At 64.7% G+C, this 21780-nt stretch carries 20 protein-coding genes; 11 read left to right on the top strand and 9 right to left on the bottom strand.

Annotated features, from left to right (window positions below; all coding sequences use genetic code 11):
• Positions 1-7: 7 nt before the first annotated feature.
• The 3 genes from RXV79_RS12950 to czcI form a co-directional block, all read right to left on the bottom strand.
• Positions 8-1615, bottom strand: a complete 1608-nt coding sequence (locus tag RXV79_RS12950; protein WP_316703873.1) for an efflux RND transporter periplasmic adaptor subunit — start codon at positions 1613-1615, stop codon at positions 8-10.
• An 8-nt stretch (positions 1616-1623) separates the two neighbouring features.
• Positions 1624-2940, bottom strand: a complete 1317-nt coding sequence (locus RXV79_RS12945; RefSeq protein WP_316703871.1) for a TolC family protein — start codon at positions 2938-2940, stop codon at positions 1624-1626.
• 102 nt (positions 2941-3042) lie between these two features.
• The gene (czcI, locus tag RXV79_RS12940) at positions 3043-3408 is read right to left on the bottom strand and encodes a cation efflux protein, CzcI family (protein WP_316703869.1); all 366 of its coding nucleotides are present in this window, start codon (positions 3406-3408) and stop codon (positions 3043-3045) included.
• Positions 3409-3980: 572 nt separating this feature from the next.
• On the opposite strand from czcI, the gene RXV79_RS12935 reads away from it, so the two are divergent.
• From RXV79_RS12935 to RXV79_RS12920, 4 genes are all read left to right on the top strand, one after another.
• Positions 3981-4328, top strand: coding sequence for an ArsR/SmtB family transcription factor (locus RXV79_RS12935; RefSeq protein WP_316703867.1), 348 nt, complete (start codon positions 3981-3983; stop codon positions 4326-4328).
• A gap of 73 nt (positions 4329-4401) precedes the next feature.
• The gene (locus tag RXV79_RS12930) at positions 4402-5148 is read left to right on the top strand and encodes a sterol desaturase family protein (protein ID WP_316703865.1); all 747 of its coding nucleotides are present in this window, start codon (positions 4402-4404) and stop codon (positions 5146-5148) included.
• Positions 5145-6062, top strand: coding sequence for a permease (locus RXV79_RS12925; protein WP_316703863.1), 918 nt, complete (start codon positions 5145-5147; stop codon positions 6060-6062). Before RXV79_RS12930 ends, RXV79_RS12925 begins: the two co-directional genes overlap by 4 nt.
• Before the next feature lie 10 nt (positions 6063-6072).
• Positions 6073-6522, top strand: a complete 450-nt coding sequence (locus tag RXV79_RS12920; protein WP_316703859.1) for a hypothetical protein — start codon at positions 6073-6075, stop codon at positions 6520-6522.
• Between the two features lie 69 nt (positions 6523-6591).
• On the opposite strand, the gene RXV79_RS12915 is transcribed toward RXV79_RS12920, so the two are convergent.
• The 6 genes from RXV79_RS12915 to RXV79_RS12890 form a co-directional block, all read right to left on the bottom strand.
• Entirely contained in the window at positions 6592-9729 is a 3138-nt protein-coding gene (locus RXV79_RS12915) for an efflux RND transporter permease subunit (protein ID WP_316703857.1), read from the bottom strand.
• Entirely contained in the window at positions 9726-11249 is a 1524-nt protein-coding gene (locus tag RXV79_RS12910) for an efflux RND transporter periplasmic adaptor subunit (RefSeq protein WP_316703855.1), read from the bottom strand. The genes RXV79_RS12915 and RXV79_RS12910 overlap by 4 nt, the downstream gene beginning before the upstream one ends.
• Positions 11250-11254: 5 nt before the next feature.
• A complete protein-coding gene (locus RXV79_RS12905) occupies positions 11255-12538 on the bottom strand; it encodes a TolC family protein (protein ID WP_316703853.1) in 1284 nt (427 codons plus the stop codon).
• Between the two features lie 81 nt (positions 12539-12619).
• Entirely contained in the window at positions 12620-13030 is a 411-nt protein-coding gene (locus tag RXV79_RS12900; protein ID WP_316703851.1) for a hypothetical protein, read from the bottom strand.
• A gap of 88 nt (positions 13031-13118) precedes the next feature.
• Positions 13119-13631 (bottom strand): DUF305 domain-containing protein, encoded by a 513-nt coding sequence (locus tag RXV79_RS12895; RefSeq protein ID WP_316703848.1) that lies wholly within the window; start codon positions 13629-13631, stop codon positions 13119-13121.
• Between the two features lie 415 nt (positions 13632-14046).
• A complete protein-coding gene (locus RXV79_RS12890) occupies positions 14047-14493 on the bottom strand; it encodes a MerR family transcriptional regulator (protein ID WP_316703846.1) in 447 nt (148 codons plus the stop codon).
• 127 nt (positions 14494-14620) lie between these two features.
• Here RXV79_RS12890 and RXV79_RS12885 point away from each other — a divergent pair, with 127 nt between their 5' ends.
• The 7 genes from RXV79_RS12885 (at position 14621) to RXV79_RS12855 (ending at position 21771) form a co-directional block, all read left to right on the top strand.
• Entirely contained in the window at positions 14621-15064 is a 444-nt protein-coding gene (locus tag RXV79_RS12885) for a hypothetical protein (protein WP_316703844.1), read from the top strand.
• Between the two features lie 201 nt (positions 15065-15265).
• Positions 15266-15610, top strand: coding sequence for a hypothetical protein (locus RXV79_RS12880; RefSeq protein ID WP_316703842.1), 345 nt, complete (start codon positions 15266-15268; stop codon positions 15608-15610).
• Positions 15611-15677: 67 nt separating this feature from the next.
• The gene (locus RXV79_RS12875) at positions 15678-15977 is read left to right on the top strand and encodes a DUF2933 domain-containing protein (RefSeq protein ID WP_257824179.1); all 300 of its coding nucleotides are present in this window, start codon (positions 15678-15680) and stop codon (positions 15975-15977) included.
• Positions 15978-15989: 12 nt separating this feature from the next.
• Complete coding sequence (locus RXV79_RS12870) at positions 15990-16640, top strand: methyltransferase family protein (RefSeq protein ID WP_257824181.1); 651 nt, start codon at positions 15990-15992, stop codon at positions 16638-16640.
• Between the two features lie 77 nt (positions 16641-16717).
• Positions 16718-19198, top strand: a complete 2481-nt coding sequence (locus tag RXV79_RS12865) for a heavy metal translocating P-type ATPase (RefSeq protein WP_257824183.1) — start codon at positions 16718-16720, stop codon at positions 19196-19198.
• A gap of 60 nt (positions 19199-19258) precedes the next feature.
• Positions 19259-21049 (top strand): copper resistance system multicopper oxidase, encoded by a 1791-nt coding sequence (locus RXV79_RS12860; protein WP_316703838.1) that lies wholly within the window; start codon positions 19259-19261, stop codon positions 21047-21049.
• Positions 21050-21075: 26 nt separating this feature from the next.
• Positions 21076-21771 carry a copper resistance protein B gene (locus tag RXV79_RS12855; RefSeq protein ID WP_257824185.1) on the top strand — a complete coding sequence of 232 codons (696 nt, stop codon included), beginning with the start codon at positions 21076-21078 and terminating at the stop codon, positions 21769-21771.
• The last annotated feature ends 9 nt before the right edge of the window (positions 21772-21780 follow it).

Here is a 21780-nt window from a genome sequence, read left to right as displayed (position 1 = left end):
TTGCCGTTCAGTGGGTGTGCGTCGCCGACGACTTGCCGGCTTCGGACTTGACGACGAAGCTGCCAGTGCTGGCGTAGCGGGCACCCGGCTTCAACCCCTTGAGGATCTCGACGCGCTTGCCGTCGCTGCGACCGGTCTGCACCGGCTGGGCGAAGAAGCCACCTTGCGTCTGCAGGAAGACGACGGTCTTGTCTCCCATGGTCTGGATGGCGTCAGCCGAGACGGTGATGGGCGCGGCGGCTTCGCTGGCGCTCATCTCCACGTTGACAAAGAGTCCTGGGCGCCAGATTGCGCTGGGGTTCTGGACCGCGACACGCGCCTGCGCCGTGCGGGTCTGTTCACCGAGGAGTGAGCCGACGTAGGCGACCGTGCCGCTGGCCGTCTGGTCGAAGGCCGTCGAGCGGATGGTCACACGCTCGCCGACACGCACCTGCGGCAGATCCTTGGCGGGCACGTTGATCTGTGCCCAGACCACACGCAGGTCGGAGATGGTGAAGACCTGTGCGTCTTCCTTGACCTGCTCGCCGAGCGAGATGTGCTTTTCGACCACGGTGCCGTCGAACGGCGCACGCAGTTCGAAGCGGTTCAGGCTGCCTGTGCCGGGCCCGGCACCGACGGCCTGCAGCTTCTGGCGTGCGTTATTGACCGCGATCTCGGCTTCGCGCAGCGCGTTCTCGGCCTGCAGCACATCCTGCTGCGGAGAGATCTTTTCCTCGAAGAGCTTCTTCTCGCGCTCGTAGGTCGATCGCGCGAGCTTCTCGCGGGTCATTGCCGCTTGCAGCTCAGAACGTTGCTCGGAGATCGCCGGGCTGCTCACCACGGCCATCACCTGGCCTTTGCGGACCTGCTGGCCGAGCGAGACCGGCACGGCCTCGACGACCCCAGCCACACGCGGCACAACGTGCGCGGTGCGGTCTTCGTTGAAGCGGATCTCGCCGGGGAGCTGCAGCGTTGAGCGGATCGTGGCGGGTGCTGCGGCGTCCATGCCCACGCCGGCGGCCTTCAACTGCTCGGGCGACAAGGCAATCACACCTTCGCGCTGAGAGAAAGTGAAGAGGAACGGTTCCTTGGGCGTCTGCACGGCCAGCGTGCCTTCGAACATGTGGGGCTCAGCGACCGGCTGGGTGCTGACCAGCGCGTCCTTCTCGACTTTGAAGGTGACTTTTTCCACTTCGCCGCCCGGGCGCGTCAGCTCACCAGTGACGGTGCCGGCGGTCGGAGCCGTGGCCTTGCCACCCTGGTAGAGCCACAGCTTCATGCGAGGCACGCCGCCTTCCTCGGCAAGCAGCAGTTCGACCCCGAAGTCACCCTCGGTCAGCATCTCGCCGCCGTGTGACCCCTTCTTGGCTTCCTCGTGGTGCTCGTTGTCGGCATGGCCAGAGGAGTGATCGTGCCCATCCTTGGCCTTCTCGCCGTGGTGCTCGCCGTCGCCGTGGCCTTTGGCCTCATTGTGGCCATGCCCATGGCCTTCTTCGGCGGCTGGTTTGGCGCGATCGGTGTTGAGGATCGCCACGGCGCCCAGGCCGCCCAACGCCAGCACCGCCGCAATCGCGATTAGCTGCTTCTTGCCCACGCTGTCACGCATGCGCTCGACCAGATTCGTCTTGGTGTCCATCTTCAATCTCACTGTTGGGTGCCCGTGCTCGGGCGATCGTTGGGGCTGCCAAGGCGGCGCTCGAGCTCTGCGGTGGCGCGATGCACTTCAGCAAGCGACTGCAGGTACTGCGTGCGGGCTTGCAGCCAAGTGCGCTGGGCGTCCAGCACCTCCAGGAAGCTGAACTTGCCGAGCTCGAAGCCGCGGCTGGCCGCCTCGTAGGCGCTCTGGGCGCCAGGCAGTACGTCTTGGCGCAGCGTCTGCGCCTCGCTGGCGCGTGCCTGCAACTGGTCGACGGTCTGCAGCACTTCGGAGCGGATGCGCCTTTCTTCGGATTCCGCCAGCGCCTGCGCGGCGTCTCGGCGGCGAAGCGTCTCGAGCTGTGCACCCTTGTTGGAGTCGAAGAGCGGCAGCGGAATCGACACGCCGATCATGGGCTGGTTGCGACCGATCTCGGCGGCGCGTTTGGCGCCCAAACTGACGGTGACATCGGGCACGCGGCGTGCTCGCTCCAGCTCGTAGGCCGCGTTGGCACGCTGCACTTCACTCTGCGCACGACGCACCGCTGGTGCCTGCGACAGACGCTGAGCGACCGCCTCAGCAGTGGGTGGCGTCGGCAAGGTGTCTGCGCGACCGTCCAACTGGCTCACGGCGCCTTCAGCGACGCCCATCACCAGGCTCAAGGCACGCAGCGCAGACTGGCGGTCGGCCTGCGCCTGGCGGAGCTCGATGCGCGACGTGGCCTCGGCCACCCGAGCGCGCGTCTCTTCGATGGGTGAGACCTTGCCAGCGGTGACCCGACGGGACGCGGCGGCACTGCCGCTTGCGGCGATGCCCAAGGATTCCTCGGCGACCTTGACCCGTTCCTGCGCGATCAGCGCGTCGAAAAAGGCCTGGATGGTGCCGGCTCGGACGTCGGCCTGGCGGGCTGCGAGGTCGGCCATGGCCAAGTCGCGGCCGCTGCGAGCCAGTTCGACCCGAGCAGCGCGTTTGCCTCCCAGTTCGAAGGCCTGGCTCAGCATGACGGTGGTTGTGCGCGTCTCGCGACGGGTGTCTTCTTGGTCGACCCCAAGCGACGGATTGGGCAGCACACCGGCTTGGTCGATCGCACCGCGACTCGCCGCGACATCGGCTTCGGCAGCGCGCAGCAACGGGTTCTGGCGCAGCGCGGTTTGCACCGCAGCGTCCAGCGAAAGGCCGGCACTGGCGGTGGAGGCCGCCGCGGCTGGAGCGCTCGCGGCCGGGGAAGGTTGAAGGGATGGACTGGTCGCAGGCGTCGTGGCCTGGCCATGTGCAATGGGGGTGATCAGTGCCGCACACAGAAGCGGCACGCAGGTTCTGCGCATCGAATACTCCAGAGGTTGCTAAGGCAGCCGGAAGGATTCGACGAGAGCAGCGGTGATCAGGTCAGGAGAAAGTCTTGCCTGGAAATTGGTGCGCTCGCCGAATCAGGCGAGGCGCCAATTGGGGCGTTCGTGACGCTCCGGATCGCGCGTGGGCAGCGGCTGGACCGCGGCGTGCTGAACTGCGGGACCCTTCAAGGCAGGAACCTCGAGGGCTTGCAGTTGCACCGACTTGGCGGCGTTCAAGTGGCAGTAGCCGCAGTCGTTGTCGGCCATGAGCTTGGCGCTCTTGGCGTCCTGCGCATCGGTCTCGACCTTGCCGGCATCCGACGCAGTCTTGTGCTCGTGCTGGTGGTGACCGATGTGTTGCGTCTCGGGCGCCGTTTCGTGCTGGCAATACGACGCAGCCGCAGCCCAGGTGAACTGGAACGGCAACATGATAAGCAGCAGGATGGTCAACCAGCGACGCATGGCGGCGGAGTATAGAGGTCGAACTTTGAAGTTGTGGGGCTCACCCGTTGCAAAGCTGGGACATCGGTCACGGCCAAGTAACGGCTTGGGTTGTTGGCATTGGAAACCCTGAACCCGCTATAGGGTCAAGCGGCAACGTGCGATTTCGTGCCGGATGAGTGCGGTGCGTTTGTTGCCCGAACAAGCCTCGTGCACATCCTGGGCTGAGTGACAGAGTTGTCATGTAGGCGTTCTCTTTCGGAAAGCATCGCCTCGCCACCGAGAAGTCTCCATCAACAGATAGAGCCTTCATGATGTACGCAAAAGTCACAGCCGCCGTGGTGAGCGCAGTCGTACTGTCGTCACCCGCATGGGCAGCTACCGATCAACCGTCGGTGCGCTGTACGGCAGACCCTGACAGATGAAGAAGCTTGAGACGAGGTCCACGCAGGCACGCGTCACGACCGAGCCCCCAGCAGATGCACATCCATGTTCGGTCAGAGTGCTTTTCTGGCGGGAGTGAGGGAAACAGTCCTCAGTGAGGGGCCACAAACACATTGACATGTGCATATCAGCGCACATATGCTTCTAGCATGGTCAAGTCGAAATCGCGGGAACAGATTGCTGATGCATGCGTCGCCATGCTGGACACCGGCTTCTTCCGAGCACTTTGCGAACCGGTGAGGGTTGAGATCCTGCGCCAGCTCATCCTCAAAGGGCGAGCCGACGTGAACACCATTGCTGAAGAGATGCCGCAAGACCGCTCGGTGATTGCTCGGCATCTGCAGCTCATGGAGCGTGCTGGCCTGCTGACTTCGCAAGTGGAGGGGCGCCACACCTTCTACGAAATTGATGGGCCTGCCGTTGTCGACCGGATGTCGCAAGTGACCTCTGCGCTCGAAGCCATCGTTCCCATGTGCTGCCCCGGGCGAGGGCGCTGAACCGTAAGGTGTGATGCGTGGGTCAATCGTTTCCCCTTTATGTGCATATGGGTGCACCTATACACAAGTAGCCATGAAAACCGAATCCTTGCTGGGGCTCAGCGTCCCTTTGCTCTTTGTCGCCATGCTCATCATCGAAGCCGCCAGGCCCGCACGGCAGTTCACCCACGTGCACAGATGGAAATGGCTGGGTGCGGCCTTTTTCATTCTGACCTTGCTGATCGGCGGGCTGGCTCCGCTGCTCATTCCCGCAGGAACGCTTTCCGCGCACAGCCTGCTCGACCTGCGCACTCTCGGTCTGTGGGCGACACCACTCGGGTTGCTGACCACGACCTTCGCGGGGTACTGGCTGCACCGGGCCGAACACCGCTACGGCTGGCTATGGCGCGCTACCCACCAGCTTCACCACAGCCCCGCCCGGGTGGACATGGCCGGCGCCTACTTTGCCCACCCATTGGAGGTGCTGCTCAAGGTGGCCATGAGCACGGTGGTCGCCTCCTTCCTGCTCGGCTTGACGCCGCTTGCAGCGAGTCTGGTCAACACCATCGTGGCGATGTTGAGCCTCTTCCAGCATTGGAATGTCCAGACTCCGCGGGTGTTGGGCTACTTCGTGCAGCGCCCCGAGTCGCACTGCGTTCACCACGCCGTCAACGACGAAGGCCATAACTTCTCTGAGCTGCCGCTCTGGGACATGCTGTTCGGCACCTTCAGCAATCCGTTGGCGTTCAGCGGAGAAGTTGGCCTCCGGGATGGAGCCCGCCCCCAGCTCAAAGACATGCTCCTAATGCGCAGCACTATCTTGCCGAAGGAAGCACGGTGAGCGCGCTCGACATCGCCCTGGGTTTCGTCTTCAGGGAAGGCGCGCTGCTAGCCGTGTTGTTCTTCGCGGTGGCATTCGTCATCGCGATGATCCAGCAATCGGCCGGCCAACGGCTGACGAATGCATTGGGCAAGACCTCACTGGAGACGGGCTCCGCGATGGCCGCCATGGCCGGCGCGGTGACGCCCTTCTGCTCTTGCTCAACGGTTCCCGTTCTATCGGGAATGCTGCAGGCGCGCGTGCGGTTTGGTGTGTGCTTCACATTCCTCATCGCCTCGCCGGTCATCAACGAAGGGGTGCTGTTGGTCCTGCTGCGCCATCAATCTTTCGCGCAGGCTGCAGTGTTCGGGGTCACGGCGTTCGCCCTCTCCGTCGCGTTCGGTGTGGCGCTCGACCGCATCGGAATGGGTCGCTACGTAAAGGCACTCCCTGACCCGGGCGTCGGCGGGGCGGTGAAGGTGGCTGACGGCAAGCCCATCCGCGTTCCTCTGGCCGCCAAGGTGAAGTTCGCTGCGCGATCCGCATGGGCTGAATTCAAGGCCTCAGCACCGTACCTCGCCGTCGGCGTGCTGGCGGGCGCAGCCATCTACGGCTACATGCCGCACGAGGTGCTGGCCCAGTTGCAGGCAAATCTGCCCGGCGGGGCGCTGGTCCTAGCCATGGCGCTGGTCGGCGTGCCGTTCTATGTCAGCCCCGCCATGGTGGTGCCCATCGCGGTCGCTTTGTTGGACAAGGGACTGGGCATCGGGCCAGTGGCAGCGTTCCTCGTGTCGGCGGCTGGCACCAGCATTCCCGAAATGATTCTTCTCGTCCGGCTCTTCCGGGCGCCTTTGGTCGTCTGGCATGTCGTCGCCATCGTCGTGTCCGCGACGGTGATCGGCCTCGTGCTGGATGTTGCTTCCCGTCTACTTTGAGGAGACCCCCATGTTTGGCCTGCAAGCATTGCAACAACTGTTCAATCCGACTTCTGCATCCACGAGGTGCGACAGCGCCCGCCTGGAGGAATTGCTGAGCAGAGGCTCGGTTGCCGTCGTCTCGGCAGCCTGCTGTGATGCGACGAGCACACCGAAAGACGAGGAGCTGGCGGCCAATCTCGGCAGCGCACTGGAGCGTACAAACCTCCAACGCCCGGTCGCCTTTGGCACCTTGACCGGTACCCGCCAGCAACTGCGAGATGCCGGTGCCGCGATCAATGCCGTCGCCCTCGACTTCCGCAATCAGCTGGGCGCGCTGTTCCAGAACCAAGGCTTGGCAGCTTTCCCGCTGCTCCTGGTCGACGGCAGGATTGCTTTCTACGGCGGCGTTCCGAGCATCGATGCCATTGCCGAAAAGCTCAGCTCAACACTCGGGAGCGAAGCCGCCGCTACCGAGTAGACGGCTTGAGCCCCGAACAGTTCTCCGTTTGGCTGAGCACGGAGACCTCTACGCTTCGGCACGAAATCCTCAAGTTCTGCCGACATTCACCGTACGCCGTCGCATGAGCAGGAAGGCGGCGGGCACCACGAAGAGCGACAGCAGAGGCGCCGTGACCATGCCGCCAAGCATGGGCGCGGCAATACGGCTCATCACTTCGGAACCCGTGCCGCTCCCCCAGACGATCGGCAGTAAGCCGGCCAGGATCACCGCCACCGTCATTGCCTTCGGTCGCACCCGCAGCACCGCGCCCTCGCGGATGGCATCGAGCAGCGTGCCCACGTCCAGGTGCTGACCAGCGCGAACGCGGTCCTCCAGCGCATGCTTCAGGTACAGCAGCATCACCACGCCGAATTCGGCCGCAACGCCTGCCAAGGCAATGAAGCCGACCCCCGTGGCGATCGAAAGGTTGTAGCCCAGCGCGTACAGGAACCACACGCCGCCCGTCAGGGCCAAAGGCAGCGTGGCCATGATGAGGGCCGCTTCTTCAATTCGCCGGAAGGTCAGGTACAGCAGCACGAAGATGATGCCGAGCGTGGCCGGCACCACCACTTTGAGCCGCGCATTGGCGCGTTCCAGGAACTCGAACTGCCCCGAATAGGCAAGGCTCATGCCGGGCTCGAGCTTGACCTGCGTGGCGACTGCCTGCCGCAGGTCGGCGACCACCGAGGCAATGTCGCGGTCGCGCACGTCCACATACACCCACCCTGACGGGCGTGCGTTCTCGCTCTTGAGCATCGGCGGTCCATCGGTGAGCGAGATGCGTGCGACGGTACCGAGGGTGATCTGCTGGCCGCCTGGCGTCAGAACCGGCAGCATGCGCAGCTTCTCAGGGCTGTCGCGCAGCTCGCGCGGGTAGCGCAGGTTGATCGGGAACCGCGCCAGGCCTTCGACGGTCTCGCCGATGTTTTCACCGCCGATGGCGCCGGCCACCACGGCCTGCACGTCGCTCACGTTCAGGCCGAACCGCGCCGCTGCCGCGCGGTCGATCTGGACGTCGACGTAACGGCCGCCTGTCAGTCGCTCGGCCAGCGCCGAGCTGACACCCGGCACACCTTTGGCAGCTTGCTCCACCTGCGCGGTCGCCCGGTCGATCGCCAGCAAGTCGGCACCTGACACCTTCACCCCAATGGGGCTCTTGATGCCGGTCGCGAGCATGTCGATTCGGTTGCGGATCGGTGGGATCCAGATGTTCGTGAGCCCCGGGATCTTGACGGTCTGGTCCAGCTCCTCGACCAGCTTCTCCGGCGTCATACCCGGTCGCCACTGGCTGCGAGGTTTGAGCTGCACCGTGGTCTCGAACATCTCCAGCGGTGCCGGGTCGGTCGCCGTCTCGGCACGGCCGGCCTTGCCGAACACACGCTCGACCTCGGGCACGGTCTTGATCATGCGGTCGCTCAGCTGCAGCAGCTCAGACGCCTTCTGCGCCGACAAGCCCGGCAGTGCGGTCGGCATGTACAGCAGATCACCTTCGTCCAGAGGTGGCAGGAACTCGCCACCCAGCCGCATCAGTGGCCACACCGTCGTCGCCAGCACCAGGCCTGAAACCACGAGCGTCAGCTTCGGCCAGCGCAGCACCCAGTTCAGCGCGGGCTGGTAGACGGCGATCAAGCCGCGGGTCAATGGGTTGCGCTGCTCATCCGGAATGCGGCCTCGTATCCAGTAGCCCATCAGCACCGGGATCAGCGTGACCGACAGCCCCGCCGCGGCCGCCATCGCGTAGGTCTTGGTGTAGGCCAGCGGCCCGAAGAGCCGGCCTTCCTGGGCTTCGAGCGTGAAGACCGGCACGAACGAAAGCGTGATGATCAACAGCGAGAAGAACAGCGCCGGTCCCACTTCGATGGCCGCCTGCGTGATCACCTCCCACCGCTCCTCTCCCTTCAGCTCGTCGGAGGGGTGGGCGTGCTGCCACGCCTCGATCTTCTTGTGGGCGTTTTCGATCATGACCACGGCTGCGTCGACCATCGCGCCGATGGCGATGGCAATACCGCCGAGCGACATGATGTTGGCGTTCAACCCTTGCCACTGCATCACGAGGAAGGCCGCCATCACGCCCAGCGGCAACGAGATGATGGCCACCAGGGCCGAGCGCAGGTGCCACAAGAAGATGGCACACACGGCGGCCACCACCGCAAACTCTTCCAGCAGCTTCATCGAGAGATTCTCGATGGCGCGTTCGATCAAGGCGCTGCGGTCGTAGGTGGGGATGATCTCCACGCCCTTGGGCAGGCTGGACTGAAGCTGCGCGAGCTTTTCCTTGACGGCCGCGATCGTGGTCTGCGCATTCTTGCCGCTGCGCAGGACCACCACGCCGCCCACCGCTTCACCGACACCATCGAGTTCGGTGATGCCGCGGCGCATCTCCGGGCCCAGCTGCACGGTGGCCACATCACCCAGCAGCACCGGCACACCTCCACGCACGGCGAGCGGCACCGCCTTGAAATCCGCCAACGACTTCAGGAATCCACTCGCCCGCACCATGTACTCGGCCTCGGCCATCTCCAGCACCGCACCGCCTGTCTCCTGGTTTGCGTTCATCAAGGCCTCGCGCACCTGGCCGTGGGTGATGCCATACGCCGTCAGCTTGGCCGGGTCGAGCACCACCTGGTACTGCTTGACCATGCCGCCCACGGTGGCCACCTCGGCCACGTTGGCGACCGACTTCAGTTCGAACTTGAGGAACCAGTCCTGCAGCGCGCGAAGCTGCGCCAGGTCATGCTGGCCGCTGCGGTCCACCAGCGCGTACTGGAACACCCAGCCGACGCCCGACGCATCAGGGCCGAGTGACGGCTTGGCGGTCGCCGGCAGGCGGCTTTGCACCTGGCTCAGGTACTCGAGCACACGTGAGCGCGCCCAGTACAGGTCGGTGCTGTCGTCGAACAGCACGTAGACGAACGAATCACCGAAGAACGAATAGGCACGCACCGTCTTCGCACCAGGCACCGACAGCATGGTGGTGGCCAGCGGATAGGTGACCTGGTTCTCGACGATCTGCGGCGCCTGGCCGGGGTAGCTGGTGCGGATGATCACCTGCACGTCCGACAGATCCGGCAGCGCATCAATTGGCGTGGCGCGCAGCGAGAGCACACCGGCCACCGCGAGAAAGACCGTGGCCAACAGGACCAGGAACCGGTTGCCCACCGACCAGCGGATCAGCGCGGCGATCATTTGGCGGCTCCTGCGCGTTCAATGCTTTGGACCACATAAGCATCGCCCGACTGCGTGAAGTTGAAGCGCACCGGGTCGCCGGCTTTGAGCCCACGACCCAGCTCGGGCCGTGCCAGCTTGAACGGCATCTGCATCGCCGGCCACTGTATCGAGGCGATGGGGCCATGGTCCAGCGTCACCTCCTGTGTCGACACCGCAATCACCTTGCCCGTGCCCTCGTGCGTGGTTTGGGCAGGAGATGACGCGGACGCCGCTTGGCTGCTTGCTGCAGTGCTCGCAGGACTGGCAGCAGACGCGGCGGGTGCCTGGCGCTGAAGCACGCCCTGCATGCTGGCCTCTGAGTCGATCAGGAACTGGCCCGACACCACCACCTGCTGGCCAGGCTGCAGCCCCTGCAGCACTTCTAGCTTGTCGCCGAACTCGCGTCCCACACGCACTTCGACCGGCTGGTAGCGCCCCGGTGCGCTGACCACGTAGACCACCGCTCTCTGCCCGGTGCGGATTACGGCGTCGCTCGGGACGACAAGGGCTTCCTGTTCATCGACAGCAAACCGGACCTGGGCAAACATGCCTGCGCGCAACCGCCCTTTCGGGTTTGGCAACTCGATGCGGACCTTGAGCGTGCGCGTGTCGGTATTGGTCTGCGCAAGGATCGACGTCACCTTGCCTTGCCAGGCCTCACCGGGAAACGCAGACATCCGCACTTCGACTGGCTGTCCCGGCTTGGCTGCCGCTGCCTGCGTCTCCGGCAGCGCCGCCTCCAGCCACACCGTGGCCAGCCCGTTGATGCGAACAAGCGTCATACCCTGGGAAACGGTCATGCCCGGCCGCACCATGAGCTCCTGCACTAAACCTGCAATCGGCGCGTGCACCGTCGCCGCCGACTGCACCCGGCCACTTTGCTCCACCTGCTGGATGGTCGCCGCGGGCATTCCGAGCAGCGACAGGCGTTGCCGGGCAGCGTTGGTCAGCGCGGCATCACCGGTTGCGCGTACGGCCAGGAACTCCTGCTGAGCTGCGACCCATTCCGGCACCAGGAGCTCCGCGATCAGCGCACCCTGGGCGATCACGTCGCCCGGGGCGATGCGGCCTACCTGCTGGACGAAGCCGGCGCTGCGCGCTTGCACAGCCGCCACGTCGCGGTCGTTGAGCTGCACGGTGGCGACGGCCTCCGTGTTGCTACCGATGCGCTGTTTCTCCACGGTGGCGGTGCGCCAGCCAAGCGTTTGCGCAACGCGCGGGTCGACTGCCACGCCGCCCGCAGACGCTTCGTCGGCGTACTTGGGCACGAGCTGCATCTCCATGAATGGCGACTTGCCCGGCTTGTCGAACTTGTGCTGCGGCACCATGGGGTCGTACCAGTAGAGGACCTTGCGGCCATCGCCCACCGCCGATAGGGTTGCGCCGCCGTTGGCCGCCGGGTCTTGTGTTCCGCGCCAAGTGGCGATGGCGTAGCCAAGCCCCGCGCCGAGCAAAAGCAGGATCGCCACAACGAGCGAGGTCTTGAGGGTCTTGTTCATGGCGGTCACTCCGCGATCAGGTAGGCAAGTCGAGCGCGCTGGCTCATGAGTTGTGCTTCGAGATCCAAAGCACGCCACTGGGCTTCGGCAGCGTCCTTGCGAGCCGTCAGCACGCTTGAGAGGTCGGTGCGTCCGCCTTCGTAGCTCACCAGCGTCAGCTGGACGCGTTCGCCCAGCAGAGGAAGGACGGAGGACACCTGGCGTTCCAACGCACGCTCCAGTCGCTGCAGCTCCGAGATCTGGCTTTGCAGCTCTGCGCGCACCCGCCTCAACGCGTCGTCGCGCTCTGCCTCGAGGCGATCAAGTTCTTTGCGCTTGGCGGCGATCTGCGGATCCTGGCGTGTCGCCGGCGAGACCGGCAGGTCGAAGCTCAGCTGGAACGACACCATGTCGCCATAGGCGCGGTGCCTGTTCGCGTAGGCCAGCTCCCAGCCCCAGTCGCCGCGGCGTGAGGCTTGTGCCTCGGCGATCTCCGCCTTGGCCATCTCCAGCATCGATGTCGAGGGAAGCAGCTCACCGTGGCGAGCCAGGCGCTGCAGCAGGCTGGTGGTGTCGAGCGGGATGACGGGCGATGACCCGCTTGTTTCGCCCGCGCTGCCGGTCCACCTCTGGAGCGCAGCACTCGCCTGATCGACGGCGGCTTGCAACTCGTCGCGCCGTTCGGCCAGACCCAGCGCTTCCTGCCTGGCCATCAACGCGTCGGCCGGCATGGCCTTGCCACCGGCGATGCGGGCGGCGAGCGTGTCCTGCAGAACCTGGTTCTCTCGTTCCAGCGCAGCGAAGAGCTTGAGCTTGCGCTCGGCGTGGTGCTGGGCAAGCCATGCGACAGCCGTCTCGCGCTGCACGGCCAAGCGCTCGGCCTCCAGCATGGCCCGCTCACGCTCGGCTTTGGCGTCGGCGCTCTCACGTTGAGCTGCGCGTTTGGCCGCGTTCGGCACCTCCTGCATCACACCGATGCGCCGCATGGTCATTGACTCCCGGTTCCACCTGAATCGATCCGCACCACTCACGGGGTAGTTCTCAACGCCCACGGCGAGCTTGGGATCTGGCAACTGTCCCGCCGCAGTTCGGCTCTGTTGCGCACCCTCGAGGGCGGCGCGCCGGGCCTGCAGCATTGGCGAGCGCTGCTCCGCCAGGGTCAAAGCGTCTTGGAACGTGAGCGGTGTTGCCCACGCGCTCGTTGTGAGCCCCAAGGCAGCGGCAGCGACCAGACGCAAACCCACTCGCCAACGGAAATCGGCGGCGCCATTCGGCCGAGCCACTCGCCCGACCATTTCGAAGTTCAACATCTCGGTTCTCCACAAGATCCAACGACATGAAGGCATGAATGGGCGCCGCTGCGCGAGCAGCGACATCCGGTCCTTCAAGGATCAATTGCGGAGGACGAGGAAGGCGAGATACACCGGTGGCGCTCCAAGAGGAGGACCGGTGTGAGCGGCCATCACGGCCGGAAGCGTGTCCGCCTCGATGGAGGCACCGGGGAGCCACACCACCAGCTGGCTGAGCAGCCAGTCGACGGCGAGCGTGGGGGTGAGATCGAGCGCTGGGGAGGTGTTGACCGAAAGCTTGTCGCGGTCGCAGTGCGCCTTGCAGAGCTGGGGCGACTGGTCGTCGAGCTCCGTCATGCCGGGGCAGTTCGGCATCTCGGGCATCACGGCGACCTTCTGGGTGGCACTGCCGGGAGTCGCACATGCATAGACGGCAGTGGCCAGCTGCAGGCACACCAGCACGGCCGCAAGCAAGCTTGCGATCCAGCGCCGATGTGCCCGGTTCTGCGTCATGCCGTCAGTCTAACGGGCGGCACGTTCTCTTTGCTGCCCACGAGATTGAGCGCCGTCAAGGATTGGACGGACGGCCGCCCTCCAAGGGTCACTTGTTCTTCATCATCCACTTGTCGAGCTGCTCGATCTCTTTGGTCTGGTCCTTGATGATCTTGGCGGCCATCGTCTTGAGCTCGGGCGACTTGCCGTGCTCGGCCTCTACCTTGGCCATCTCCAAGGCTTGTTGGTGGTGCATCTTCATCATCATGGCGAAGTCCTTGTCGGTGTCGCCGCTCATGGACATCGACTGCATGCTCTTCATACCCGACTCCATCGATTTCTTCATCTGATCGGAACCGTGGCCGGCTGTCTGGGCGAAGACCATGCCAGGGCCCAGCGCGATGGCCAGGAGGATCGACGCGGTTTTGGCGGAAGCGGAAATGTGGGTCATGGGAGTTCCTTTGTGTTGACGAGGGTGGTCATGCTCAGCAAACAACGCTCCCAGAAGCGCCAAAAGTTGTCCGCAGGCCAACGTGAGAACATCGCATTGGCCCACGCCGAAGAATTGCATCGGTGCATGCAAGGAATAGCCGCCACGAAACGTGCGGTGGGGTGCTGTCACGGCGGCGCTCCCGCGCTCCTGCAGCGACCTCACCGAGGTTCACCTGAATTGAGGGTGGCTTGAGTCATTGTTCAGTTGCTTTCCAGTGCCCGCTGCGAAGGCCGGTCGATCCCGGCGACGGTCCTCCGTCGACTGCTCCGGTTGGCAAGCGTGCCCACGTGTCAACGCAGGAGACACGTCGCTGCCACCCCTGGGAAGCAGATTTCGAAGACGCAACATCGACAGAGAACTGTCGCGCTCTTGCTAGCAGTGCCCGGCCTAGTGCGGCAATCTGTTCGTCCATTGCGTGAAGCAACCGTCGCTCAAGGCGCGCGGCGACTGGCTGCGATAACGCGCGGGGCGCGCGCAAATGTGTAGGGTTTTCAACCGGCGCATCCCAAGCGACTTCAAGGGTTGCTCGTGCGAGTCGGCGCGATCAGGTAGGTGGCCTCGCGCCGGCGAGTGTCTCGATGATCGGGCAGACATGCATCTGCCCGGTCTGTCTGCAGCGGTTCAGCAAGTCGGACAGAACTCCGCGCATGCGATTCAATTCCCCCAGCTTATCGTCGATCTGCGCCAGCCGCGCTTGGGTAACCGATTGGATGGCACGGCGATTGCGCCCGTCCTCTAGGTCCAGCAGGCTGTGCACCTCATCTAGAGAGAAGCCCAACGACTGCGCACGCTTGATGAACGCGATGCGGTCGATTGCTGCCAAGGGATAGATGCGAAATGCGCCGCTGGCAGGCGGCACGCGGAGAAGCCCGCGCGACTGGTAGTAGCGGACTGTCTCCACGCCCACTCCCGCCGCCTTTGCGAGTCGCCCAATGGTCAAGGAAGAATGACCGTACAACGGCTGAAGGCCAACGACCGTCTTTTTTTTCATGAAGGAATGCTACCCCCGCATTCCGTAGTTGACCCCAGAGCAGACTTGATGCAAATCAACCTCTTATCTGCAATATCCGACGAAACTTTCTCTACGGAATCTGCGATTTCCACACCCAGCCCAATTCATGATCATCCTCATTGCCAGCCGCCACCGCAAGCGCAGCATCGCCTTCACGATGCTGTTCGTGTGGGTGTTCGCGCTGCTGTCAGGTGTGGCGAATGCGTGTCTGACGGAGCCGCATGATGACAAGGCCCATGGCGGCGCGACCGTTTCACAGGTTGATCATTCGGCACTGGACGCTCCGCATCCCCACGCGGCCGACCAGGATCATCACGACTCGCACCTCGACAAGGCCCCATGCCAAAGATCGTGCGACGAGTCTTCGCAGACCCTGCTGAAACAACAGCCCAAGCTTGACACGCCTGATCTGCAGGCTGTCGCACTGCCAAGCCAGGCGTGGATTGTCGATCTTCTCTGCGCTTCGGACACTCCGGGGCGCACTCACGTCGCAGCGGTTCCGCCGCCCTCGCCCCCTCCAAGGGTTTGGTTTTCCCGTCTCGCGCTGTAGCGCACGGCTCCCCGAGCCGTCGCGGGTAGCTCCAACACGCTGCGACGTGCGCCGAGTAGCTGCGATTCGCTGACTCCGCATTGACTCCGTAGGTGACTACGGACTGCATCATCGGACGTTTGGCTCGTCGACACATCCACTATCGGCCCCCAGCCGGCCATACGCACGCCCGGGCGTGCCCATCCTTCCAGGAGACTTCCCATGACCCGTTTCCATTCCCTCGCCGTCGCCGCCACCGTGGCAGCCGCATGCGCAACTTCGTTCGCTCAGGACGACCAGCACAAAGCCCATCACCCTGCCGATGCGGCCTCTGCGGTAGTGCCCCCGCCAGTTGCCGGCAAACCAATGGGCATGCCCGACATGGCCATGATGGACAAGCACATGAAAGCCATGCAGGCGATGCACGAAAAGATGGCCGGAGCGAAGACTCCAGCACAGCGCGAAGCCCTGATGGCCGAGCACATGAAGCTCATGAAAGAGGGCATGTCGATGATGCAAATGATGATGGACCACATGCCCATGTCATCGTCTACGACGGGCAAGTGAACCACTTTTGTGCAGCCCCGGCCCCACCTATCGATCTACCGCGTGGACAACGCATAGGAGTTCCTTCATGAACCATGACACGCACGAGCCAAACCGCCCCGCGCGCAGTTTCTGGAGCAGTCGCTACGGCATCGGACTGCTGATCTTTGCTGCGATTGCCCTCTTCTTCCTGCTCACTGAACACCGCGCCCACACCCTGGGTGTTTTGCCCTACCTGCTGCTGGCGGCTTGCCCGCTGATGCACATCTTCATGCACCGCGGCCACGGGCACGGTGGAGCCGATGAGGGTGAGGGCACAACCAGCGATCACACCGCCGACACCAACAAGCCTGACGGGCGCTCCAAGGCGACACATCGCCACCACTAAGGAGAACTGCAAATGAATCACGACCAACCGGGCTACGGGTTGTGGATGCTCGTCATCCTCAATTCGGCCATCTTCCTGATGTTCGCGTTCAGCTTCTTCAAGCCGCAGACCGGCCGCGACTGGCGCACCTTCGGCGCATTCGCAGCTTTCGTTGTCGCGCTATTCGTCGAGATGTACGGATTTCCGCTCACCATCTACCTGATGTCGGGCTGGTTGCAGACAAAGTTCCCGAGCCTGGACCTGATGTCGCACAACACCGGGCACCTCTGGTCAACGCTGCTCGGCGAGAAGGGCGACCCCCATTTCGGGGTGCTGCACATCGCGAGCTACGTCTTCCTCGGGCTCGGTTTCTACCTGCTGTCCGCGGCCTGGAACGTGCTGTACCAGGCGCAGCGTGCCAATCGGTTGGCGACGACCGGACCCTATGCCCGCATCCGACACCCGCAGTACGTTGCCTTCGTGGCGATCCTGCTGGGCTTCCTCTTCCAGTGGCCCACGCTGCTGACGCTGGTGATGTTCCCGATCCTCGTCGCCATGTATGGGCGACTTGCCATCACGGAGGAACGCGAGATGCGCAAGCGTTTTGGCGCCGAGTTCGACGCTTACGCCGCGCGCACGCCGCGCTTCTTTCCCGACTTGCGCGGCCGCGCCTCGGCTGCCTGAGGCCGGGTTCCCGTTCCCTCCCAATTGCCTCGAGGCCAATCGCCTGGCCCGCTGACATCCCATCCAAAGGATCTTTCATGAAGACAAGCACCGTAGAAGTCGGCGAACTGGTCTCCAGCCTGAGTGCCGCCGGCGTACAGCGCCAGATTGCGGCGCTGCCGGGCGTCCACCACGTCGACGTCAACTACGTCGCCGGCAGCGCCACCGTGCACTACGACGAAACGAAGACCTCGCTTGAGGCCATCCGAAAGCGCATCGTCGAGTGCGGCTACCACTGCCGCGGCGAGATGCTGCCCGCGCACATCTGCCCGCCGGAGGGGCACGCTGGGCACGCTGGGCACGCCGGACATGAAGACCACGCCGCGCACGGCGGCCATGCCGCTCATGATCACGCGACGCACGGCGCCGCGACGGCTGCCGCCTCGGCACCACTCACCGCCAAGGCTGCTTCGCATGAGGGGCACGCGGCCCATGGGGGCCACGGCGGCGAAGGCGCGCACCAGATGAGCGACATGATGCACGACATGGGCCATTCGCCCGGCATGTCAATGCAGGACATGGCCAACGACATGCGCAACCGCTTCCTGGTCGCGCTGCTGTTTTCGATTCCGGTATTCCTCTACTCGCCCATGGGTGAGATGTTCGGCGACTTCGCGACACCATTCGGCATGGACCGGAACCTCTTCCTGTTCATCGCTGCCACCGGTGCCATCGCCTATCCCGGCTGGCCATTCTTCGTTGCCGGCTTTCGTGCTGCGCGCAACAAGGTGGCGAACATGGCCACGCTGGTCGTGCTGTCGGTCGGCACCGGCTACGTGTTCAGCCTTGGCGCCACCTTCTTCTACGAAGGCGAAGTTTTCTACGAGGCCGCTTCCGTGCTGCTGGTGTTCATCCTGCTCGGCCACTGGCTGGAGATGCGTGCCCGTGCCGGCGCTTCCGATGCGATCCGCGCGCTGATGGATCTGGCGCCACCGATGGCTACCGTGCTGCGCAACAACGTCGAGACCAAGGTGCCGACTTCCGAGGTGCTGGTCGGCGAGACGGTGGTCATCAAGCCGGGCGACAAGATCCCGGTGGATGGCAAGATCATCGACGGCGCGTCGCAAGTCGACGAGTCGATGCTGACCGGCGAGTCGATGCCGGTGAAGAAGGTGGTCGGCAATGCCGTGATCGGCGCGACCATCAACAAGAGCGGCAGCTTCCGCTACGAGGCCACCAAGGTCGGCGCCGACACGGCGCTCGCGCAGATCGTCAAATTGGTCCAGGAGGCGCAGAACTCGAAGGCACCGGGCCAGTTGCTGGCCGATCAGGCGTCGCAATGGTTGGTGCTCGCGGCCATCCTCGTCGGCCTGCTCACCTTTGCGGTCTGGTTCTGGGTGCTCGGCCAGCCATTGCTGTTCGCCCTGACGCTCACCATCACCGTCTTCGTGATCGCCTGCCCCGACGCGCTCGGGCTGGCAACACCGATGGCGATCATGGTCGGCACCGGCCTCGGTGCGATGAACGGCATCTTGTTCAAGAACGCCGCGGCACTGGAGAACGCGACCAAGCTCACGGTGGTCGTGTTCGACAAGACCGGCACGTTGACTCTGGGCCAGCCGGACGTGGTCGAGATGGTGCCGGCGCCTGGTGTAACGGAATCACTGCTGCTGTCCACCGCGGCCGCGGTGGAGAAGTTCTCCGAGCATCCCCTCGCGCTGGCGGTGCTCAAGCGCGCCGGCCCGGACACGCCGGAGACAGCGACCGCCTTCACCAACATTGACGGCCAAGGCGCGCGCGCGACCATCGGCGGCGACGACGTGCTGCTCGGAAACCGCAAGCTGATGGAAGCCGAGCGAATCGACCTCGCAGAACTCGCCGCCGAGGCGGCACGGCTGCAAGGCGGCGGCCGCACGGTTGTTCACGTGGCCCGCGGAGGCCGCCTGATCGGCCTGATCGCGATCGCCGATGCCGTGCGCCCAACTTCCGAGGCCACGATCGCCAAGCTTCAAGAGCGCGGCGTGAAGGTCGCCATGATCACCGGCGACAACCAGGCCACGGCCGAGCGCATCGGCAAGGAACTCGGCATCGACATCGTGCTCGCCGACGTGCTGCCCGGTCAGAAGGCCTCGAAGATCAAGGAACTGCAGGCCCAGGGTCACAAAGTCGCCATGGTCGGCGACGGCATTAACGATGCGCCGGCCCTGACGCAAGCCGATGTCGGTTTCGCCATCGGCGCGGGCACCGACGTGGCCATGGAAAGCGCCCAGGTGGTGCTAATGAAGAGCGACCCCTACGACGTCGTCGGTGCGATCGAGCTGTCGCGCGCGACGCTGCGCAAGATGCACCAGAACCTGTGGTGGGCGGTGGGCTACAACGTGATCGCCTTCCCGCTCGCGGCCGGCGTGTTCTATCCGTTCACGCTGTCGCCCGAGGTCGCTGCGCTGTCGATGTCGGGCAGTTCGGCCATCGTCGCGATCAACGCGCTGATGCTCAAGCGCACCAAGCTCGCTGGCATCCGCCGCCCCCAACCTTCGTCGAACGCGCCTTCTACTGTCGCGCAAGGCGCGGCGGCCTGAGCAACAGCGGCAGTCACGCGCATCCACGACCCGTTCGGTCGAATCAACAGGAACCCTTTGATGAACCACCACCACTCCGCCCGGGGGGCCGCGCCAGGCCACGCACAGCCCAGGCGCCGCTTCCTGCAGGGCGCCGCCAGCATGGCCGCCATGCTGGTCTGGCCTCTCGGCGCCGATGCCGTCGTGAAGAAATCGCACCTCGCCTTGCCGCTGTCGTCCTCACGCGTCGACACCAAGTTCGACTTGACCCTGGCGCGCACCCAGGTCAACTTCACCGGCACGCCGACGTCGGCCATCACCCTCAACGGCACGGTACCGGGTCCGTTGCTGCGCATGCAGGAAGGTCACGAAGTCGCAATCGCCCTGACCAATCGGCTCGACGAGGTGACCGCAGCGCACTGGCACGGACTCAAAGTGCCGAACAACATGGACGGTGTGCCGGGCGTCACCTTCCCGGGTATCAAGGCCGGTGAGACTTTCAACTACCGATTCAATCTGCGCCAGAGTGGCACCTATTGGTACCACAGCCACGCGATCCTGCAGGAGCCCGCGGGCTTCTACGCGCCGCTGATCATCGACCCGCAGAGCCGCGAGCCGTTCGGCTACGACCGCGAGTACGTCGTGATGCTGTCCGAGTGGGTCGACACGCCGCCGGCGAAGGTGCTGGCAAACCTCAAGAAGGTGGAGGGCTACTACAACGACCGCCGCCAAACCCTGCCTGACCTCTATGCCGAACTGAAGGCGGCGGGCAGTCCGCAAAAGCGCGAGGCGATCTGGAGCGAGCGTATGGCCTGGGCGCGCATGCGCATGGATCCCACCGATGCCACCGACGGCGGAAGCCAGTGGCAGTTCCTCATGCAGGGCCAGCGCGTCGAGGACAACTGGACAGCGCTGTTCGCACCAGGCGAGCGGATCCGCTTACGTCTCATCAATGCGTCGGCCATGAACTTCTTCGATGTCTCGATCCCGGGCTTGGAGCTGACCGTCGTGCAGGCCGACGGGCAGAATGTGCGCCCGGTACGGGTTCGCGAATTGCGCATGGGCAACGGTGAAACCTACGACGTCATCGTGCAGCCCACCGAGCGCAAGGCCTACACACTGTTCGCCGCGACCTCGGGGCGCATCGGCTTCGCGCGCGGCACGCTTGCGCCCGAACTCGGCATGGAGGGCGAAATCCCGCCGATGGGTCAGCGGCCGGTGCGCACCATGGACGAGATGGCCGGCACACACGGTGGTGGCCATGCGAGCGCGTCGGCTCCCCAGACCGCTAGAGCGGCCGATCCGCATGCCGGACACGGCGCTGTGCCCGTCCCGGTCCCGGCGCAGGCCGCCCCGCACGCGATGCACGGCGGCATGAAAGGCATGGAGGTGATGCCCGGCATGGGGAGTACGCCAATGGCAGGCGAGACAGCGACCGACGCGACCGCCGTCGGGGTGAAAGACCGCCTCGCCTACGCCGATCTTGAAGCCCTGACGCCATTGCGGTTGCCCGCGGGCCCGGCTAAGAAGATCGACATGCGACTCACAGGAGACATGACCCGCTACATCTGGTCGATCAACGACAAAAAACTTTCGCAGGCCACATTCTTCGAGGCACGCGTCGGCGAGCGTCTGGAGATCCGCCTGATCAACGAAACCATGATGGAACACCCGATGCACATGCATGGCGCGTTTTTCGTGGTCGAGAACGGCAAAGGGGAGCGCGCGCCGCTGAAGCACACCGTCATTGTCAAGCCCGGCGAGACCATCACGGTGCACACCAGCTTTGACGAGGCGGGGCCCTGGGTCTTCCACTGCCACCTCTTCTATCACGCGGCCGCCGGAATGATCCAGGCCATCGTCGTCAAGTGAACCGCCCGGCCATGGAACACACACGCATGAACACCAAGAACATCCACCCGGGGCGCCTGTTGTGCCTCGCGCTCGCCTCGACACTGGCCGGCTTGGCCGGCCCCGCCCGTGCAATGGAGGACGACGCGATCTTCCAGACCACCCGCATCGAGGTCGATGCGGGCCGCAGTGACTCGAAGAGCATCGCGGCCTGGCGCGCCGACGGCTGGATCGGCACCGACTACAACCGTTTCGCGTGGCGCGTTGAAGGCACGCGCAGCGACGGCCGCCTCGAGGACGCTGAGGTACAGGGGCTGTACAGCCGCTATGTCGCGCCCTTCTGGGACTTGCAGCTCGGTCTGCGGCGCGAACTCAAACCCGCGGCGCGCAACTACGCCGTGATCGGCGCGCGCGGCCTGGCGCCCTATGCCTTCGATGTCGACGTGGCCGCGTTCGTACGCAGCGATGGGCGGTTGTTCGCGCGCACTCGCGTCGAGTACGACCTGCTGTTCACGAACCGCCTCATCGCTAAGCCCTTCATCGGCATCGACTGGGCGGCCCGCTCGATCCCGTCGGACAGCATCAAGGCCGGTGCGACTTCGTCCGAATGGGGCGTCAACCTGCGCTACGAGATCACTCGCGCCGTGGCCCCCTACGTCGAGATCGGCCGCCACTGGCAGCGCGGCCCTGATGCCGGTGCGGGCTTGAACTCGGTGCGCGGCGGGCTGCGGCTGGTGCTCTGACCCACGGCG

It is taken from the genome of Piscinibacter gummiphilus, from assembly GCF_032681285.1.
In the GTDB taxonomy this organism is placed as follows: domain Bacteria; phylum Pseudomonadota; class Gammaproteobacteria; order Burkholderiales; family Burkholderiaceae_C; genus Rhizobacter; species Rhizobacter gummiphilus_A.
The sequence above is the reverse complement of the archived record's forward strand: the minus strand, read 5'-3'. Positions and strand labels throughout refer to the sequence as shown.

Excerpts from the sequence above, each read along its gene's own strand:
- RXV79_RS12950 (WP_316703873.1), bottom strand. The coding sequence starts at position 1,615 with ATGGACACCAAGACGAATCTGGTCGAGCGCATGCGTGACAGCGTGGGC.
- RXV79_RS12945 (WP_316703871.1), bottom strand. The coding sequence starts at position 2,940 with ATGCGCAGAACCTGCGTGCCGCTTCTGTGTGCGGCACTGATCACCCCC.
- czcI (WP_316703869.1), bottom strand. The coding sequence starts at position 3,408 with ATGCGTCGCTGGTTGACCATCCTGCTGCTTATCATGTTGCCGTTCCAG.
- RXV79_RS12935 (WP_316703867.1), top strand. The coding sequence starts at position 3,981 with ATGGTCAAGTCGAAATCGCGGGAACAGATTGCTGATGCATGCGTCGCC.
- RXV79_RS12930 (WP_316703865.1), top strand. The coding sequence starts at position 4,402 with ATGAAAACCGAATCCTTGCTGGGGCTCAGCGTCCCTTTGCTCTTTGTC.
- RXV79_RS12920 (WP_316703859.1), top strand. The coding sequence starts at position 6,073 with ATGTTTGGCCTGCAAGCATTGCAACAACTGTTCAATCCGACTTCTGCA.
- RXV79_RS12915 (WP_316703857.1), bottom strand. The coding sequence starts at position 9,729 with ATGATCGCCGCGCTGATCCGCTGGTCGGTGGGCAACCGGTTCCTGGTC.
- RXV79_RS12910 (WP_316703855.1), bottom strand. The coding sequence starts at position 11,249 with ATGAACAAGACCCTCAAGACCTCGCTCGTTGTGGCGATCCTGCTTTTG.
- RXV79_RS12905 (WP_316703853.1), bottom strand. The coding sequence starts at position 12,538 with ATGTTGAACTTCGAAATGGTCGGGCGAGTGGCTCGGCCGAATGGCGCC.
- RXV79_RS12900 (WP_316703851.1), bottom strand. The coding sequence starts at position 13,030 with ATGACGCAGAACCGGGCACATCGGCGCTGGATCGCAAGCTTGCTTGCG.
- RXV79_RS12890 (WP_316703846.1), bottom strand. The coding sequence starts at position 14,493 with ATGAAAAAAAAGACGGTCGTTGGCCTTCAGCCGTTGTACGGTCATTCT.
- RXV79_RS12885 (WP_316703844.1), top strand. The coding sequence starts at position 14,621 with ATGATCATCCTCATTGCCAGCCGCCACCGCAAGCGCAGCATCGCCTTC.
- RXV79_RS12880 (WP_316703842.1), top strand. The coding sequence starts at position 15,266 with ATGACCCGTTTCCATTCCCTCGCCGTCGCCGCCACCGTGGCAGCCGCA.
- RXV79_RS12875 (WP_257824179.1), top strand. The coding sequence starts at position 15,678 with ATGAACCATGACACGCACGAGCCAAACCGCCCCGCGCGCAGTTTCTGG.
- RXV79_RS12870 (WP_257824181.1), top strand. The coding sequence starts at position 15,990 with ATGAATCACGACCAACCGGGCTACGGGTTGTGGATGCTCGTCATCCTC.
- RXV79_RS12865 (WP_257824183.1), top strand. The coding sequence starts at position 16,718 with ATGAAGACAAGCACCGTAGAAGTCGGCGAACTGGTCTCCAGCCTGAGT.
- RXV79_RS12860 (WP_316703838.1), top strand. The coding sequence starts at position 19,259 with ATGAACCACCACCACTCCGCCCGGGGGGCCGCGCCAGGCCACGCACAG.
- RXV79_RS12855 (WP_257824185.1), top strand. The coding sequence starts at position 21,076 with ATGAACACCAAGAACATCCACCCGGGGCGCCTGTTGTGCCTCGCGCTC.